The organism is Pseudomonas sp. GW821-FHT07G06 (assembly GCF_058986625.1).
The window spans coordinates 19370-38069 of the sequence record NZ_JBYSVW010000030.1 but is presented as its reverse complement, the minus strand read 5'-3'; the positions used below and the strand labels follow the sequence as shown (position 1 = coordinate 38069).

Below are 18700 nucleotides of genomic sequence, written 5' to 3'. Positions count from 1 at the left end.
AGGTCCAGACCGAGTCGTTGCCGGCACCGGCGAGCTCGATCACTACGTCCCCCAGGTCGGTGACTTCGTAGATATCGATGCCGACTCCGCCGGCCATCGTGTCGGCACCACTACCGCCGATGAGAATGTCATTGCCCGCGTCACCATTGAGGATGTCGTTGCCGCCCAAGGCGTTCAGGAAGTCGTTGCCATCACCTCCGCTGGCCACGTCGTCGCCTGCCGTGCCGGTCCATAGGTCACCACCGGCAGTACCGACAAACAAATCACCGACCACTGTCGTTGCGGCAGAGGTAACTCGCTCAAGTGTTCCGAGGTCATCGGTGTAATTCGCGACGACACGCAGTTGCTGACCGGACTGCGTCGGGTCGGGCGTGAAGGTCGTGCCCGTCGCGCCGGCGATGTCGGTAAAGATCGCACCGCTCCCCACCTGCCACTGATGGGTAATCACCGAGGTCGTGATCCCGTTGGCGTCGGTGAACGCATCTGTGGCGGTCAAGGCCGAGCCTGGCGTCGGGGTCGTATCGCTGATCAGCACCGTTCCAACCGGCAGGACATTGACGGTGCCAGTACCGGCCGGCGTGATCGGTGCAGTCGGCGCCGAGAACACCTCCTCCAGCACGCCATTGGCATCCTGGTAGACCGCCCTGACGCGCAGTGCCAGCCCGGCTGCCACGACGAGTTCTGGCACAGCCGGTACGGCGCCAATGAGAGTCGCCGGTGGTGGGACCCTGAGTTCCGAGCCCACCGTGACGGTCGTGCCCTCCGCGCGCGCGACCTCGCCGGCGGCAAAGAAGGTGATGTCTTCGAAGACACCCGAGCCCGGACGCGCTTCGAACTGCCAGAAGAAACTGATGGGCCCGGTGATCGCGCCGCCGGTCGCGGTATTGTTGGCATCGGTGATGTCTGCCGCCGATACCGTCAGCCGCTGGCCAACGGCGGGCGTAGGATCGTCGATCCTCAGCGAGCCGACTGGCGCCGCGTTCAAACCGCCGAGCACGAGCGACTGATCGGAGAACTGCAACCGCTCGATATGGCTGAGGGTGTCGGTCCCGTCCCTGCCGGCGACACTGTCGGTGACCGTAAAGGTGCCGTTGGCGTTTTCGACCACGGTGTAATCCACCAGATTGCCGGAGAACAGCGCCGTGTCGAAGTCGGGACCGGTCGCCGTCAGGATTTCGCGCACGATCTGCAGCTGGCCGGGGTTATAGGTGCCGTTCAACATGAGCGGGACCAGGGGCGTCATGCTGTCGAAGGTAGCGATTTGCGGACCGGTGCCATCGATGTTCTGCCGCACGCTGATGCGCACGTTGAGCCACTTGTCGCCGTCAATCAGGTCGTCGCCGCCGCGACCCTGGATGATGTCGCTGCCGGCGCCACCCAGGACGATGTTGCCTCCGTCGAACTTGTCGTCGGCCGTGCCGGCAATGCCATCGGCGCCGTTGCCGGCGCTGCCGACCAGGTCCCGCAGACCGCTGATGAGGTCGAAGTTGGTGAGCACGCTGCCCTTGGCGCCAGCGACGGCGAGCAAGTCGGCAGTGGAGTCATCGCCGCTGAGGAAGTCGGCATGGGCCGATCCCGACAGCCCTTCCACCAGGTCCAGCCGGGCAAGGATCGACGCGTTGGAACCAGGCACCGCCGGTTGATCGAAGAAGCGCAGCCTGGAGTTGAGGTCCATGGTCACGCCGCTCGGATCGTCCTTGTAGGTCGCCCAGTCGTACCCGGAGAACCCGATGAAACGGTCCGCCTCGCTGGGGCTGCCGACCATGATGTCATCACCGCCCTCTCCGTCGAAGTTGTCCGGTCCGCCATCGCCCAGGAAGACATCGTTGCCATTGATCGGATCGTTGCCGAAGGGGTCGAAGTTGTCACCGGCAACGCCATCGGCGGATCCGCCCTGGATCCAGTCATCGCCTTCGCCACCGCGCGCGAATTCGTTCGCCTTGCTGCCGAGGATGAAGTCGTTGCCCAGGCCGCCGCTGGTGTCGGCCGCGTCCTCGCCGGTGACGATGAAGTCCTGGCCGGCCTGGCCGAGGATCAGGTTGAGGCCGTTGCCGCCCTGGATCACGTCGTTGCCGTCCTCGCCGTGGATGACGTCGTCGCCACCCACGTCGGTGATGATGTCGTCACCGGTACCGCCAAAGAGTTGGTCGTTGCCGTAGCCGCCATCGATCCGGTCGTTACCGGCATCGCCGTAGACCGTGTCGTCGTCCGAGTCGCCGGCAATGAGGATGTCGTTGCCGGCCGTACCGCCCAGCACGACCGTATCGGCACCGGTGTAGTGCAGATAGTTGGTATCCGGACCCGTCGTGGCGGGATTGTCGCGGATCACCAGCGGCGTGAGGAAGTCAGTGCGCGGTGAGCCAATCGGGTGGTCCGACGGACCAAAGGGATCGGCACTGGCCGGCAGATCGTCGGCTGTGCCGACAATGCCGTCGAGTCCGGCAATCACACTGGGGTTGTACTGGTTCGCCTGGTTGACCTCCAGAATGTAGGCCGGCGTCAGGAAAACCCTGGCCGATAGGTGTGTGGCATCGGTATTGGCCATCACCAGCGAGGCGAACGTGTTGTTCTCAAGCTCGGCGCCAAAGTCCATCGAGGCGGTGCGCTCCAGATAGTAGAAGCGGTCACCGTCCTGGAGTTTCTCCATCTGGTTCTCGAAGACGAAGTTGAAGGTCGAGCCGAGCATGCCGCCAAAGGGCATCTTCTCCTCGGCCAGCCCGCCAACCCAGAAGTCGACGGCATCCAGGCCGGTGATGGTCACATCGTCTGCCGTGTGCAACACGCCGTCCGCACCAGCGTTGCTGGCCCAGGCACCCGTGCTGTTCAGGAAGTCGACACGGTCGGCCGGTGCGGTCGCGCCGCCGAACACCAGGTCCGCAGCTGCTGCGCGTTTGTCCGCCAGCGTGGTAGCGCCGGTGATGGTCGAGTGCGTGCCGTAGGCGGCGATGAAGTTGATCAGCGATTCCGGGTGCTTCATGTGCTGCACGAAATCGGCCCAGCTGGTGTAGGGCTTGAGCTCTGCGTCACCGGTGGGCAAATAGAACTCCCGCCGCGCCGCGTTCAGGGACGGAATGCCGGTATCGCGGCCGCGCGCCAGGTTGATGGCGGGCAGATCGAGCGGCAGGCCCAGCAGGTTGTTGCGCAGGGCTTCGGTGACGAACTCATCGATCTCGTTGCCCACCTGGCGGGTCACGCCGCGCACGATGGCACCGGCCGCCTCTTCCGGGGTGGCGCCGCTACCCGCGAACTCGAGCGGGTTGAGGAAGGCCTGGATCAGCCCGATATCGCTCGAGGCAAAGTTCGGATCGAGCCGGTCGACCTGTTCCAGCAGCATCGAGTGGCCGAAGCGATAGACGGTGTGTGCGAACTCGGCAACGATGCTCGGATCAATCGCGGTGTCGTACACCTGGCCCGGGGCGAAGAAGGGATCGACCATCGGCTGGATGGTCCGCGCGAACTCCTCGAACACCAGGTGCTGGTACTGCATCTCGGTACCGAACTTCGCCGTCTGGAACAGGCGCTCGCCGTTCCAGTCCAGGGTCGAGGTGTCGGCGGGAACGGCAGTGACGGGCGTCAGCAGCCACTCGTTGAGGAACGACACATCGCCGCTTGCCGCTGTTGCCAGGACCACCTCCTTGGTGTGATCGACCAGGCGGTTGTGCTCATGGTGGAAGATGGAGTGGACGGTGGTCAGGCCGATGTTCTCGTTGACCCGGCCGTCGCCGGCGATGTAGTGCGCGTCCAGCAGTTCGTTGTCGTAGAAGCCCGGCGCAGGCGTACCGCCAATGACATTGTCGGCATCGGGCAGGAGCGCCGCGCCGGTCTGGTCGTCCACCGGAACGGCGGTGTGCGCAATGTCGTTGAGGAAGGCATGGCCAGTGCGCGCGGCGTTGGCCAGGCTGATGGGCGCCGCCGGATTGCCTTCAACGAGCACATCGTCGGCCGTGCCGGCAATGCCGTCCACGCCCTTCATCACCACCTGCGGAAAGCCGTTCGGACCCTTGATGAAATTGCCGTAGGCGTCGGTCGCCAGCAGCGGCACGTTGTCGAAATCGGCATCGGTGAGATTGATCCCGAGCAGATCATGGGCTTGCGCCTTGACCACTTTCCAGGTGGCCATGCCGCCGATCTCGACGTCATCAGCGGTGCCGAAATGCCCATCGGCGCCCAGATCACGATTGGTGATCAACTTGCCGGTGGCCACCGGATCGCCCGCTGCGTTGAGCTCATAGGCACGCAGGAACACCTGGTGCGAAGGATGCGAGCTATAGGTCTGGTTCTGGTCGACAAACGGCGAGGTGGTGTTGGTGTTCTCGTGGATGTCGTCGGCCGTGCCCAGGATGCCATCGGGGCCGGGCTGATTGGTGGCGCGCGTCAGCACCATGAAGTTGGTCGGGCTGCCGGGCACGAACAGCGGGTCATCCGGTTGCAGCGGAATGAACACGGTGCCCGAACCGCCCTTGGTGACGAGGTCAAGGCCATGGTCGAAGAACTGGCCGAAGAAGGTCATCCATTGGTTGAAGGGCGCGGTCAGGCCCGCGTCGGGGCTCGCGTTCGGGTCGAAGAAGGTCTGGAACGTGCTGCCGTCGGTGCGGGTTCCGGTCACCACCTGCGCACCGGCCTTGAGGACATCGTCAGCCGTGCCGAGGATGCCATCCAGGCCGGGATCGAAGGTAGCCGCGACCGCCGCCGGGTTGTTGGCGGTCTGGTCGACGATCAGGTTGCTGATGGTGCGCGGTTGCGAGTCGATCACCAGGCCGCTGGTCTGGGTGTAACTCGTACCGGCGTCGGCGGGGCGGAAGTCCGGCGTGGTCAGGCGCGGGAATACGTTATCGGCGGCACCGTACTCGGGATGGAGCAGGTTGTTTTCCGTCCCTTCGACCGTGCGCAAACCGTAGGGCACGCGTATGTTCGGCAGCAAAGAAACCAGGTTCTCACCGGCCGCGTGGTGTTCGGCTATCTTGATCTGGTCAAGGATGAAGGCCAGGTCGGATTGCGTGTAACGCACACCGTTGCTGGGGGCACTGGTCTGCGGATCGATCAGCGAAGGCGCCGGTGCGGGGGTTGGCGCCGCGGCCACTACTGCCGTAGTCGGTGCCGAGAATACCTGCTCGGTCACGCCATGATCGTCCGCATAAATGCCTTTGACGCGCACGGCCAGGCCGGCAAGATCCGACGTCACCGTGAGCGTGGGCGCGTCCGCTCTGGTAAATCCGATACCGATGCGGCCTGGACCGAGGATGATGTCCTCGAACACGCCCGAACCCGGTGTCGCTTCAAACTGCCATATGTAACTGATGGAATTGTGGATCGCCCCACCGGCGTTGTCGCCATCGGAGATACCTGCCGCCGACACGGTCAGCGTCTGGCCAACGGTCGGCGCGGTGTTGTCCACGGTCAGCGCGCCCACCGGCTCAGCGTTGAGCCCGGGCACGAGGACCATGGCCTGATCGGAGAACTGCAGCCGTTCGATGTGGGTGAGACGGTCGGTTTCTTCCTTGCCGACATTGTCGGTTACGGTGACGATGTCGTCGGCAAAATCGAGCGGCGTGGCGTTATCGTTGACGGTGACGGTGTAGTTCGCCAGCGGGCCCATGAAGTTGACGGTGTCGAAACCGCCCACGCCCGGCAGGATCTCACGCACGGCGACGAGTTGGCCTGGATTGTAGGTGCCGTTCAACATCAGCGGGATCATCGGCGTCATGCTGTCGAAGCTGGCGATCTCCGGCCCGGTGCCATCCAGATTCTGATGCACGCTGATGCGCACGTTGAGCCACTTGTCGCCGTCGATGAGGTCGCTGCCGCCACGGCCTTCGATGATGTCGCTGCCATCGCCGCCGAGGATGATGTTGCCCGCACCGAACTGATCGTCGGCCGTGCCCCCTACACCGTCGGCGCCGAAACCGGCGCTGCCGACAAAGTCCCGCAGGCCGCTGACGAGGTCGAAGTTGGTGAGGATGCTGCCCCTGGCCGTGATGTTGGCGATGATGGCGGCGTTTTGTTCATCGCCGCGCAGGAAGTCTGAGAAGGCCGACCCCGACAGGCCCTCCACTTCCGCGAACCGGTCATAGACCGCATCGGGCGATTGCCCCACCGCACCCACGATATCGCCCGCCGCATTGGGCACCGCGTGATAGGGGCTGAAGAAGGGAACGACCATGTCGACGGTCACGCCGTACTTGTCATTCTTGTAGGTGGTCCAGTCGAACCCGGACATGCCGTCCATCTTGTCCTGGGCATCGCTGGCGACAAAGGTGTCGTCGCCGCCTTCACCGATCATTTCATCGAATCCGCCGGTGCCGATGAAGATGTCGTTGCCGGGCACGTCGTCGGTAAGAGTCGGGCTCATGTTATCGCCGGGCGCACCGTCCTGGGTGCCGCCCTCGATCCAGTCATCACCTTCATTGCCGGTCGGCGCCAGGTTGACCTTGGCGCCGAGGATGAAGTCGTCGCCCGCACCGGCGAAGGTCATCGTGATGTCTTCGGTGGTGATGATGAAGTCTTTGCCCGCGCCGCCGAACACCAGATTGTTGCCGGCGAGGGTCGAGTTGCCGGCCTGGATGACGTCGTTGCCGTCCTCGCCACGAATGACGTCGTCACCGCCGATGTCGGTGATGATGTCGTCACCGGCGCCGCCAAAGAGGTTGTCGTTGCCGTAGCCGCCGTCGATCCGGTCGTTGCCGGCGTCGCCATAGACGGTGTCGTCGTCCGAGTCACCGGCAATGAGAATGTCGTTGCCGGCCGTGCCGCCCAGCACGACCGTGTCGCCGCCGGTGTAGTGCAGGTAATTGGTATCCGGGCCCACTGTATCGGGGTTGTCGCGGATCACCAGCGTCGTGAAATGGTCAATCCGTGGTGAGCCGATCGGGTGGTCCGACGGGCCAAAGGGGTCGGCGTTGGCGGGCAGATCGTCGACCGTGCCGACGATGCCGTCCGGACCGGCCACCACACTCGGGTTGAACTGCTGCGTCTGGTCGACCTCCAGGGTGAAGGCCGGTGTCTGGAATATGTTGGCCGCCAGGTGTGTGGCGTCGCTGTTGAGCATCACCAGATTAGCGAACGAATTGTTCTCGAGTTCAGTGCCGAAGTTGAGGCCTGCGGTGCGGGCCAGATAGTACAGGCGGTCGCCATTCTGCAGGTTCTCCAACTGGGTTTCGAAGACGAAGTTGAAGCTCGAACCCAGCAGGCCGCCAAAGGGCATTTTCTCCTCGGCCAGGCCGCCGATCCAGAAGTCGATGGAGTCCAGGCCGGTGGTGGTCACGTCGTCTGCGGTGTGCAGAATGCCGTCCGCACCGGCGTTGCTGGCCCAGGCACCGGTACTGTTCAGGAAATCCAGGCGGTCTGCCGGGGCCGTGGCGCTGCCGAGCACGAGGTCCGCCGCCGCGGCGCGCTTGTCTGCCAGCGTCGTGGCGCCAGTGATGGTTGAGTGTGTGCCGTAGGCGGCGATGAAGTTGATCAGCGATTCCGGGTGCTTCATGTGCTGCACGAAATCGGCCCAGCTCGTGTAGGGGGTCAACTGGCTGTCGCCGGTCATGTGGTAGAACTCGCGCCGCGCCGCGTTCAGCGACGGGATGCCGGTTTCGCGGCCACGCGCCAGGTTGAGCGCGGCAAGGTCGAGCGGCAGGCCGACCAGATTGTTGCGCAGAGCGTCAGTGACAAACTCGTCGATCTCGTTGCCGACCTGCCGTGTGACACCGCGCACGATGGCGCCAGCCGCCTGCTCCGGCGTGGGGCCGCTTGCAGCAAACGCAAGAGGGTTGAGGAAGGCCGCGATCAGGCCGGTCTGTTGATTGCCCGGGTCAACCGGATTGCCATCGCCGACGACGTTGAAGTTGGGGTCGAAACGATCGACCGTCTCCAGCAGCATCGAATGGCCGAAGCGAAAGACCGTGTGCGCGAACTCGGCGACGATCGCCGGATTGACCGTGGTGTCGTTGCCCATGGGGGCCAGGAACACGTCCACTTGCGGCTGGATGGTGCGCGCGAACTCTTCGAACACCAGGTGCTGGTACTGCATTTCGGTGCCGAACTTGGCGGCCTGGAACAACCGCTCGCCGTTCCAGTGCAGGCCCGCGATGTCGGCCGGCGTCACGGGCAGCGCTGTCAGTTGGGCGTCGGGCAGCAACCACTTGTTCAGGAAGTCGAGGTCGGCGGAGGCCAGCACTGTCTCCTTGGTCTGGTCAATCAGCCGGTTGTGCTCGCTGTGGAAGATCTCATGCACCGTGGTCAGGCCGATGTTCTCGTTAACGCGGCCATCACCGGCGATGTAGTGCTTGTCGAGCAACTCGTTGTCGTAGGTGCCGGGTGCTTGCGGGCCACCAATGACGGTGTCCGCGTCAGCCGTCAGGCCGCCGGTGGGGTCGGCGCTGTGGGCGATGTCGATGAGGAACTGGTGGCCGGTGCGAACGGCGTTCGTCAGGCTGATCGGCGCGGCCCGGTTACCCTCGACGAGCACGTCATCGGCGGTGCCGGCGATGCCGTCCAGGCCCTTCATCACGACTTGGGGGAGACCGTTGGGCCCCTTGATGAAGTTGCCGTAGGCATCGGTCGCCAGCAGCGGTACGTCGAACACGTCCGCATCGGTCAAGTTGATGCCGAGCAGATCACGGGCCTGGGCCTTGACGACGGCCCAGGTGGCCATGCCGCCGATTTCGACGTCATCGGCAGTGCCGAAATGCCCATCGACGCCCAGGTCACGATTGGTGATCAGCTTGCCGGTGGCGACCGGATCGCCGGCGGCGTTGAGCTCATAGGCGCGCAGGAACACCTGGTGCGAGGGATGCGAGCTGTAGGTCTGGTTCTGGTCGACAAACGGCGAGGTGGTGTTGCTCTGCTCGTGGATGTCATCGGCGGTGCCCAGGATGCCGTCGGGACCGGGCAGATTGGTGGCGCGCGTCAGCACCATGAAGTTGGTCGGGCTGCCCGGCACGAAGAGCGGATCGTCGGGCTGCAACGGAATGAAGACGGTGCCGCTGCCGCCCTTGGTCACCAGGTCAAGGCCATGGTCGAAGAACTGGCCAAAGAACGTCATCCACTGGTTGAACGGCACGGTCAGGCCCGCGTCCGGCGTAATGTTGGGGATCTGGAAGACGGAAACGTCGTCGGCGGTGCCAAACAGGCCATCCAGGCCGGGGCTGGTGACGACCTGTGAATCCGGATTGGTCGCGGCGGCCGCGACCGCCGCCGGGTTGTTGGCGGTCTGGTCCACGATCAGGTTGCTGATGGTGCGCGGCTGCGAGTCGAAGACGGCACCGCTGGTCTGCAGGTAGGAGGTCGGCGTGGTTCCGCCAGGGTCGGCGGGCCCGAAGAAGCCGACCGGCTGGACCTGCGCGGTATTGAACACCGGCGTCGTCATACGCGGGAAGAAGTTGTCGGCAGCACCGAACTGGGGATTGGCCAGGTTGTTGTAGATGCCGGAGACGGTGCGCAGGCCGAAGGGGACTTCTACGTTTGGCAGCATGTCAATCAGACTCTCGCCTGCTGCATGCCGTTCGGAGATGAAGATTTGTTCGAGAATGAACTCGAGATCGGACTTGATGAAGCTGGCCATGGCTGTTTCCTCGATGCTTGGCAATCAGGAAACCACACGCATAAAACACCGCTGTAAACGCGTGGTTTAGTGCTGAACCCCATAAACGGAAAATTGAAAATTGCACGACGGAACCTGGTCCCACGGCCGCACCGAACCCTTGCCGAATTGCGTGCAATCAGCAGTGCTCGATTGAGGATTGATTCCCCGTGACAACCGTATCTACAGGCGGGTATTGCGCCTCAAGGAGGCGATGGCCCATGAACGCAGGTTGAATAGAAGGTGTGACTTGCGAATGGCCCCGTCACGTATCGGGGCTCTGCGGCTACGTCAACAAGCCTTTTATCCATGAGAAAACTGGCATCGACTATCAATTGACTAGTATGTATTGGAGAGTGGCTGCTCACGCCTGGTGGAGGAGTCAGGAAATCATTCAAATCATGGGTTTGGTTCTGATTGAGTGGAGCACTATGGGTAATAACCCCCGGCTGTTGTTGCCGGAAGTAGCGATTACCCAGACTGTTTGAGAATCTTTTTAAAATACTCATCGCGCCTCCCGCCCTCAACCTCAAACACCACTTTTACACTCCATTGAAAATGAGTATTGAGGGGCTACCCGGATGTGTACAGAGACGAAAGCCCAGCCAAATTCCGGGACCTTGGTCAACGAATCGGATCAGACCTTGGTCGAATCGGACACTGGCCAAAAGTCCCATGGCGCAGGGCCCGGGAGGCCGGGAACCCGGGCGAAATTGCGCCATTTAAGCCGCTCAACCCAGTTCGTGATCTGCGCCACAATCATCCTGGGCTTGACCATGACGTTCGTTGGCAACCTCGTCAGCCACAGCATCGAAGATGCAACGGTTCAAACCGCGGCTGAGACGGGCGCGCGTTATATGCAGAACTTTCTCGAACCATTTGCCCAGGGACTAACCACTGCAAAAGAACTCCCCGATGAAACTATTCAGACCATTGACCACCTGCTGTCCAGCACCTCGCTCAGTACACATGTTGTCTCGGTGAAGATCTGGCTGCCAGACGGCACGATTGTCTACAGCACCGACAAATCCACGGTTAAAAAAACCTTTCCGACAGAAGAGATCTCACAGGCGCTGACCGGCAAGATCCATACAGAGTTCGACAATGATCTTGAAGGTTTTACGGTGGATGATATTGAGGATGCCTTTGAGCGAAGCCTGAATATTCCACTCTATGAAATATTTGCTCCACTGCGCGAAGCGGGTACTGGAAAGATTATTGCGGTGGGTGAGTTCTACGAAACTGCGGAGGCGTTACAGCGCGAAATCAATAACGTTCGCAAGAAAGTCTGGGCGATTGTTGGAACAGCAACGACAGCCATGATTTTACTGTTGTTTTTTATCGTTCGGCGTGGCGACAAGATAATAAAGCAGCATGAAACAGCACTTAAATGGCGAATGGATGAGCAAGCCAGATTGCACTCAAACAATGCCGCCCTCCAGCGCAAAGTCACTACAGCCAATCGCGAGTTCTCCCGAATCAATGAACTCACTCTGCGGCGGATCGGAGCAGATCTGCATGATGGTCCTGCCCAGCTGTTGGCACTTATTCTCCTTCGCCTTGAAGAGCTCGAAGGCTCGGAAGGCGTCTCGGATGTAGAAGCCCTGGAAATGATCAGGCGTGCCGGCCAGGATGCTTTAAACGAAGTGCGGGAAATATCACTCGGCCTGGCATTGCCCGAAGTCAATGATCTGAGCCTGCACGATGCCCTGGTATTGCTGGCCGAGCGGCACGAAGAGCGAACCGAGACGCGAGTCGATCTGCAGCTTGATACGCTTGCGGACGATGTACCGATAGCGCTTAAAATTGGTATTTACCGCTTCGCCCAGGAAGCGTTGAACAACGCCTATATTCACGCCGGAGGAAAAGGCCAAAAACTCAGTGCCTCGTACTCTGAAGGGCTGCTGGAAGTGCAAGTCGAGGATGCGGGAGTGGGTATTTCAGCCGAGAAACCGAGTGTGCCAGGTCGAGGAAGAACGCATCTGGGCCTTGTCGGCATGCGCTATCGCGTCGAATCCCTCGGCGGCGTATTCATCATTGAATCGGCTCCCCATGCCGGAACCAAAGCCAGGGCACAGTTCAAAATCTGATCCCCTCAGACCAGAATGATCGTTGCGCCCAAGTCACCGCAAGCGCTTATGGCTCGTTATTCGGCTTCCTGTTGTCATTCCAGTCGCGGCGTTGAAGAGCACCACACAGGCTGGATATATGGTCACTCTCCCAATGCCGTATCACTGCAGCCACCGCCTGCGTCCGGTTACGAACGCGTAGCTTGTACATGACATTCGTCATGTAGTGCTTGATGGTCTTCTCGCACAGCTCAAGCTTGATAGCCACCTCGCGGTTGGTCAGGCCCTTCGATACTTCCCGGATAACCTGTTCTTCGCGATGGGTCAGCTCGACCTTCTGCTTGTCACCCGCGTGCTTTCTGATATTGCTTAACAGCCTGCCGGCAAGTTTAGGGGTAATGAAGGTTTCACCCCCGGCAACATTTCTGATGGCTTGCACAAGCTCAAGACCGCTGATGCCTTTCAACGCATAGCCCTGCGCGCCCGCTTCGAGGGCGGAACAGGCGTCCTCGATGGACTCGGATACCGTCAGCATCAATATTTTAACGGCCGGCGAAGACGCCGAGATCGCTCGCACGGCGGCAAAGCTGTCGCCCGGCATATTGACATCCATCAGCAACACATCCGGAGCAAAACGAGCGGCAATTTCCATGGCATCATCGGCAGATCCGCCCTGCTCGACCACCTGAAAGTCAGCTATTTTCTTCAGCGCCATTGTGACCCCATCCCTTAACAGCGGGTGATCGTCAACAATGCCAATCTTGATCATGGGACTCATAAGTAGCGCCTCATGAGAGGCGATGGAGTTGAATGGTGGTGTCGCACGTTTCATTTTTCACCCCTCGCGTCCGGCCGAACCCGGCAAGTCGTGCCGTCTCCATGATGTCCGGGGCGACAGCTGTTGCGGGTGCCAGGGGGTGGTGCAACATATGAGCCATTGCCGTGGGGTGAAGAAAAAGCTCAGATTAATGAACAGGATGTTTCTGAATGTTTCAAAGCGAGAGAAAGCGTGAGGGGGGAATATTCCTCAACTTTGGTGGTAACCGCCCGGTTGGTTGGGTGTAATGCCCCATTTATGGAGAGAGTGGCGGCCCTGTTGCACCGGCCGCTTTTGCCAGGGGCTGCTTGCCCTCGCAGCCTGGCGGACTTTGCTGATCCGGCTTGATCCGATGCTACGGGACGGCACCCATGGTGCTGCCGGACGGCCTGTTGCAGACCGTCACTCCCACAGTTGGCTAATCAGGGTTTACGCGCAATGATTACCTGGCTCTTGGCTACCACCGCATCCAGCGCCTGCTTGATCTGTGCACCCCGTGGCGAGGCCAGGATCGCCTGCCAGGTGTCCGCCCAGTGGTTGAGCAATGGATGGTCCGGGTTGCTGAAGTCGACCTTGGCTTCCCAGAACAGCAACATCCACATCGACCAGTAGAATCCGTACTGGCTGTGGCTGATCACTTCCAGGCCGGCATCGCTGACCATGGCCTTGAATTGCTCTTCGCTGATGATGCGGATGTGGTTGGGCTTCTGGAAATACTCGGCCGCCGCGATGTCTTTCTGCAGGTCTTCGGAACTGGGGTGCGGGACGCTCAGCAGATACAGCGCGCCCGGTTTACCGACGCGCACCAGTTCCGCGAGGAACTGGGCCGGATCGTCCACATGCTCTATGACTTCGGTCGACACCACCCGCGTGGCGGTCGCATCGGCAATCGGCAGCGGGTTGCAGTCGGTGACGTGGCATTCGACGTCACGGGCCGGTGTATCGCTCAGGCGCTGGCGGGTCGCTTCGACCTTGGCCGCGTCGATATCGGCGATGATGATCTTCGCCCCGCGCATCCCGCAGAAATGCACGTTGCCGCCGTCGCCACAGCCCACATCCAGCAGTGTGTCCTCGGGGGTCACCGGGAAACCGCTGAACAGTTCGCCGGTCTGCTGATTGAACCAGCCGCTGAGCATGGCGTCGTGCAGGCCGAGCATGTAGGGGTCGACCTTCTCCGCCACGGGTGGTGCAGGCGCAATCTCTGGCTGCACAGGCACGGGCGTGCCCGCCGTGAGTTTCTTCAAAAGGCTCAGCATGAGGTAGCTCCAGAGGATGAGACGGCTGTTCGGGAGGTGCCCAGGCGTTTGACCAGCGAGGCGCCACGGTTGCGCATGGGCATTTCAATGAAGCGATAGTTGAGTTCGCTCAGCAGCACGATCAGGCCGCCAGCCATCAGCAACATCAGTATCGGATGGCCAGCCGGGCTGGGCAGCCCGGCCGCCTGTAAACGGAAAATGAATTCACGTACCAGCAAGTAGGCCGGGATATGGATCAGGTAAATCCCGTAGGAACGGCTGCCGACCCACGTCATCAGGTGCTTGAACACGCCACGCGGCAACAGGTAATCGCGGTTGTAGGAAGCGATCCAGACCAGCACTGCACACAGCACCGCGATCACACCGATCCGGTATTGGGTGAAGGTAAAACGATCCGTGGCCATGAAGCCGAGCAGCAGCGACACCGCGATCAGTGCGGCGACACCCGCCCATGGACGACGCAGGAATGTGGGCTCCCAGCGCAGGTACGACGGTTGCGTACTCCACATCGCCAACAGCACGCCAAGGGCCAGCGCATCGGTACGCACCACCATCAGGATCGGCGTGCGCAAGGTGAACAACTGCACCGCAACCAGCGCCAGCAAAAGCCACACAAGGTGCTTGCGAAACAGCACGATCATCAGCGGGAACAGCAGATAGAACTGTTCTTCCAGCGACAGGCTCCAGTACACGAAACTGGTGCCGTACTCGTAGCGATAGAAACTGTCGGCAAAGCGGAAATTGGCGTACTGCGCGACGCCGGCCAGGGTCGCCTGAATGTTCGCGTGCAGGGTGCCGAAGGCGCCGGAGCGGTTGAGAAAAAGACACGCCAGCAACATCAGCGCCAGCCACAACCAGGCCGACGGCAGCAATCGGAAGGCCCGGCGCAACCAGAAATTGCGCGTCTGTTGCCAATACTCCTGAGGCGTTGTGCAGCGGCGCATGGCCGGGATCAGGCTACGGGCAATGACAAAGCCCGAGATCGCGAAAAACAGATCCACGCCCCACCACGGCTGGCAGTACAGCGTGATGGCCTGCAGCAAGGGCACAGCCGCCGCGAACAGACTGTCCTGCAGGTGATGAAACAGCACGCCAAGCACCGCGATGCCGCGCAACAGCTCGATGTCCATGATCCGTTTTTCGTTGCTCATGCGCCCTCCTGGACATGAGGTTTTCGAGCGATGATCACCTGGCTCTTGGGCATGAACCGGTCCAGCATCTGCTTGATCGCCAACCCGTCGGGCTGTGCCAGCAAGTCCTGCCAGGTTTTCGCCCAGCTCTCCATCAGCGGCGGGTACGGCGCCTGGATCCGGTCGCGAACCGCACCACCCAGATCGCGCCCGGCGGCCCGTTCGCTGGCCCAGAAAAAAATCATGCCCATGACCCAGAAAAACCCGGTGGCCTGGCGATGTTCGATGACCAGGCCCGCGTCCTCCACCAGCGCGGCGAAGCGCTCGGGGGTGAAAATCTGCACATGATTGGGCGATTGAAAGTAGCTGGCCGGGGCGATGCCTTTCTGCAAATGCTCGCCCACCGGCGACGGTACGCTCAGCAGGTACTGCGCGCCGGGGCGGCCCATGCGCACCAGCTCGGCCATGAAGGGTTCCGGCTGGTCGATATGCTCGAGCACTTCCATGCACACGACTTTGCTCGCGCAACCATCGGCCAATGGCAGCGGCAGGCTATTGCTGACCAGACCGAGATTCGCTTTATCCGACTGCGCCTGCACTTGCCGGGCAAGCTCGCGGACCTTGTCGTGTTCGCTGTCGGTGAAGATCACCGAAGCGCCTTGACGCACCGCAAACAAGGTCGCGACCCCTTCGCCACAGCCGACATCCAGCAAGGTGTCGTCGGTGGTGATGGCAAACCCTTTGAGCAGTTCGCCGCTGTCACCCAGAAACCAGCCGTCGAGCAGGGCATCGTACAAACCGATGTCCCTGGGCGAGACCCGTGTTTCGGGTGCGGTGACCACCACCGGCGCGGACCGCAACTTCGCAAGCAGACGCCGGATCATGTGCCCGACGCTTGTGCGCAGTTTGCTTCACGCCGTTGCAGCAACTGCTCGAACACCGCCTTCAGGCGTTGCTCGGCAACGGCCTGGCTGCAGAATCCCTGCAGGCTGCGCACGGCATGGGCCGACATCCGTTGATAGCGCTCGACGTCCTGTTTGGCGACGTCATGGCTGGCGGAAAAAGCCGTACACAGCGAGTCCCAATCCGTGACGTAACGCAGGGTACGATAGGCTGCGCGAGGATCGTGGGGCCAGGATGTCAGTTCGTCGGTGCTGTCGACGATAAACGCGTTGTCACGGTCGATGTAGTCGGCCATGGCGGTGTTCAGCGGCGCAATCGCCGGCTTTCCGCAGGACATGAACTCCATCAATGGCAGGCACTGTCCTTCGCCGTAGGAGCAGTTGACGACGTAGCTGGTGGCCTCGACCAGGCGCTCGTAGTCGATGTCGGCCAGATAGCCGTGGATCAACACGATGCGGCACTGATAGGACTGATTCTTGTAGACGTGGTGCATCATGTCGGTCAGTGCGTTGGCGATGTCATGGTGCGTGAGCTTGAGCACCAGGGTCGCGTCGGGCGTATCGCGGAAGGCAGTGCAGAACGCACTGATCATGTCCTTCCAGTTCTTGCGTCCGTCGTACGGATTGAACACCGAGGTGTAGACCACGCCCTCGAGCAACAGCTCGCAGTCGCGCGGTGGTTGATCGAAGGCGATCGGCGTGCCCTCGCGCAAACGCTCGGGGCCATAGGGGCGCAAGTCCGCCGTGCGACTGTCGATCAACAGCCCGCGCAGGTTCAGGCGCGTGGGGCCCACGACCGGACGCTTGTCCAGCAGCTCACCGCGGGCGGCAAAACGGTCCCAGACGGGGGCCGCGATGGCGCTGATCGGGTAATCGGGGCCCATCACATCGCGCACGGCATTCACGGTAAAGCTGGAGTGGGTGATCGCCGTCCCGCAGGCGCCCAACACCATTCGCCAGTCATGCCGCGGTTCGCCCTGCCAACTCTCGGTGGGAATGGTGCTGAACTCCCAGGCGAACACCGGAATCGTCGGGCACGCATAGTGGACCGGCGTGCGATGCGGCGGGGAGAAGGCCAGGAACACGCAGTCTTCGCCCCGGCTCCGGCAATCGAAATACAGCCGATCGACCAGTTCGTCGGGGTTGCTGACCTCGATCACCTGCCCCAGCCGTTCGAGCACCGGGCGGAATTCCTTGAGGACGAAGTAATAGCTGTACTCGGGTCGCCCCAGGTTCTGCTGGATGTTGCTCTTGTTGGTTTCCGAATGAATGATGATCAGCACGATGCAGCCCCCGTTTCGGCAACCACCGGCACGACATCACGGACGGATTCCTGTTTGAAGAACAGCGCCAGACGCTGCTGCACCGGTGCGAAGCTGCAGTATTCGTGCATGCGTTCACTGGCCGCGTCCGCCATGGCCTGCCAGGCGTCCGGCCGGTTTTTTGCCATGGCGTAGCTGTTCTCGTAAGCCGTTTTCAACGAGCCCCAATCCGGACGGTGGCGCAGGGTGCGATACAGGATTCGCGCATCTTCCGGCCAGATCGTCGGTTCCTGGCAGGACTTGACGACGAAGGCCACACGTTCGTCGATGTAGTCGCGCATCGCCGTGTGGTTCGGGGCGATCGCCGGCCGGGCGCATGACATGAACTCCATCAGCGGCAGGCACAGGCCTTCGCAGCGCGAAGCGTTGACGTAGTAACTCGCCGCGCCATAGAGACGGGCGAACTGCTCGTCCTGCAGATAACCGTGCATGACCACCACGCGACAGGCGAAGGGCGAGAGCTGGGACAGCAAGGTGATGAGCTCGACGTAATAGGTCGACAGGTCGTTCTGGGTCATCTTCAACACGAGCGTGGCGTCCTCCACATCACGCAGCGCCCAGCAGAACGCGGTGATCAGGTGGTGCCAGTTCTTGCGACCGTCATCTGGGTTGAACACGCTCACGTAGACGACGCCATCGACCACGATCTCGACCGTTTGGCTGGTGTCGGGGAAGGCCGCTTGTGGATGCTCGTCCTGCACGGAAGCTGCGCTGATGACGGGTTCATCCGGCACGGAGGCTGCGCTGACGACGGGCTCGATCGGCAACGACTGAGGTCTCCGAAGCCTGGCCAGCCATGGGCGAACGGCATCCGGCACCAGATCGCGAATGGCTTCGCAATACCACAGCAGCACGTAATGCCTGGTGATGAAGAGGCGTCGCCGCAGGGTCAACGGCGGCACGGGTTGCGGTTGCGGTTCCGGTACTGGCTCCGGCTCAACGACTTCCACGGGGGGGTGCTCGATGATCGGTGCGATCAGGCCATCGGCGGACAACCCCATCGCGCGGCTGTCCAGGATGCAACCCTTGATCTGCAGCGTGGCACCGGCGTTCACCGGCGTACCTGGATACTGCTGGCGAATGTCGGCGAAGCGTTCCCACAAAGGCGTCGGCAGCACCAGCACCGGGAAGTCGTCGCCCAGGGTTCGGCGGATGGCCTCGGCAGTATGGGTGGACAAGGTGATCACCCGCCCCAGGCGTGCCAATGTCCGGCTCCAGTCCTGTCGCGGATCGTTGTCCCAGTGCTCGGCGGGAATGGTGTCGAACTCCCAGGCGACCACGCACACCATCGGGCATTGCAGGTCAGTGGGGGTCTTGTGCGGTGGCGCGAAGGAAATGAACAGGCAGTCCTGACCGGCCTGCTGCAACTGCCGATACAGCGGATCGACTTCGGCGGCCGATGACACGACATGCACCGGTCCCAGGCTTTCGAACAGCGGTCGATACGCCTTGAGCACGAAGTAGTAACTGTACTCGGGACGGCCGAGACTCTGGCTGATGGAGCTGTCGTTAACGTCGGAGTAGAGAATGAAATTCATGGCATCCCACGGTGACGCCGCCATCCCGGCAGCCTCACGCTATGACGGGGAGGACACGGTTCGAGCCCGTGTTTAATGGCGCTCGTCCATCGTCTTCC

General features: G+C 61.7%; 8 protein-coding genes. 1 reads left to right on the top strand and 7 read right to left on the bottom strand.

All coding sequences use genetic code 11. The features are described from left to right. Positions 1 to 9550: peroxidase family protein (locus AC3WJW_RS29275; protein ID WP_493728437.1), on the bottom strand; the 9550-nt coding region annotated here is incomplete at its 3' end. A gap of 599 nt (positions 9551 to 10149) precedes the next feature. Between AC3WJW_RS29275 and AC3WJW_RS29270 the strand changes: the two genes are divergently transcribed. Then, on the top strand, positions 10150 to 11658 hold the full coding sequence (locus AC3WJW_RS29270) for a sensor histidine kinase (protein WP_493728436.1): 1509 nt from the start codon (positions 10150 to 10152) through the stop codon (positions 11656 to 11658). A 46-nt stretch (positions 11659 to 11704) separates the two neighbouring features. Here the strand turns inward: AC3WJW_RS29270 and AC3WJW_RS29265 are convergent, their stop codons facing one another. The 6 genes from AC3WJW_RS29265 to AC3WJW_RS29240 all read right to left on the bottom strand — a co-directional run bounded on the left by AC3WJW_RS29265 (position 11705) and on the right by AC3WJW_RS29240 (position 18602). After that, on the bottom strand, positions 11705 to 12415 hold the full coding sequence (locus AC3WJW_RS29265) for a response regulator (RefSeq protein WP_493728438.1): 711 nt from the start codon (positions 12413 to 12415) through the stop codon (positions 11705 to 11707). Positions 12416 to 12876: 461 nt separating this feature from the next. Then, entirely contained in the window at positions 12877 to 13710 is an 834-nt protein-coding gene (locus AC3WJW_RS29260) for a class I SAM-dependent methyltransferase (protein ID WP_493728435.1), read from the bottom strand. Beyond that, complete coding sequence (locus AC3WJW_RS29255) at positions 13704 to 14861, bottom strand: acyltransferase family protein (protein ID WP_493728434.1); 1158 nt, start codon at positions 14859 to 14861, stop codon at positions 13704 to 13706. Before AC3WJW_RS29255 ends, AC3WJW_RS29260 begins: the two co-directional genes overlap by 7 nt. Next, positions 14858 to 15724 (bottom strand): class I SAM-dependent methyltransferase, encoded by an 867-nt coding sequence (locus AC3WJW_RS29250; RefSeq protein WP_493728433.1) that lies wholly within the window; start codon positions 15722 to 15724, stop codon positions 14858 to 14860. The genes AC3WJW_RS29255 and AC3WJW_RS29250 overlap by 4 nt, the downstream gene beginning before the upstream one ends. Then, complete coding sequence (locus tag AC3WJW_RS29245; RefSeq protein ID WP_493728432.1) at positions 15721 to 17025, bottom strand: glycosyltransferase; 1305 nt, start codon at positions 17023 to 17025, stop codon at positions 15721 to 15723. Before AC3WJW_RS29245 ends, AC3WJW_RS29250 begins: the two co-directional genes overlap by 4 nt. Beyond that, positions 17019 to 18602 carry a glycosyltransferase gene (locus AC3WJW_RS29240; protein ID WP_493728431.1) on the bottom strand — a complete coding sequence of 528 codons (1584 nt, stop codon included), beginning with the start codon at positions 18600 to 18602 and terminating at the stop codon, positions 17019 to 17021. Before AC3WJW_RS29240 ends, AC3WJW_RS29245 begins: the two co-directional genes overlap by 7 nt. Positions 18603 to 18700 lie beyond the last annotated feature (98 nt).

Excerpts from the sequence above, each read along its gene's own strand:
- AC3WJW_RS29250 (WP_493728433.1), bottom strand. The coding sequence starts at position 15,724 with ATGATCCGGCGTCTGCTTGCGAAGTTGCGGTCCGCGCCGGTGGTGGTC.
- AC3WJW_RS29265 (WP_493728438.1), bottom strand. The coding sequence starts at position 12,415 with ATGAGTCCCATGATCAAGATTGGCATTGTTGACGATCACCCGCTGTTA.
- AC3WJW_RS29255 (WP_493728434.1), bottom strand. The coding sequence starts at position 14,861 with ATGAGCAACGAAAAACGGATCATGGACATCGAGCTGTTGCGCGGCATC.
- AC3WJW_RS29260 (WP_493728435.1), bottom strand. The coding sequence starts at position 13,710 with ATGCTGAGCCTTTTGAAGAAACTCACGGCGGGCACGCCCGTGCCTGTG.
- AC3WJW_RS29270 (WP_493728436.1), top strand. The coding sequence starts at position 10,150 with ATGTGTACAGAGACGAAAGCCCAGCCAAATTCCGGGACCTTGGTCAAC.
- AC3WJW_RS29240 (WP_493728431.1), bottom strand. The coding sequence starts at position 18,602 with ATGAATTTCATTCTCTACTCCGACGTTAACGACAGCTCCATCAGCCAG.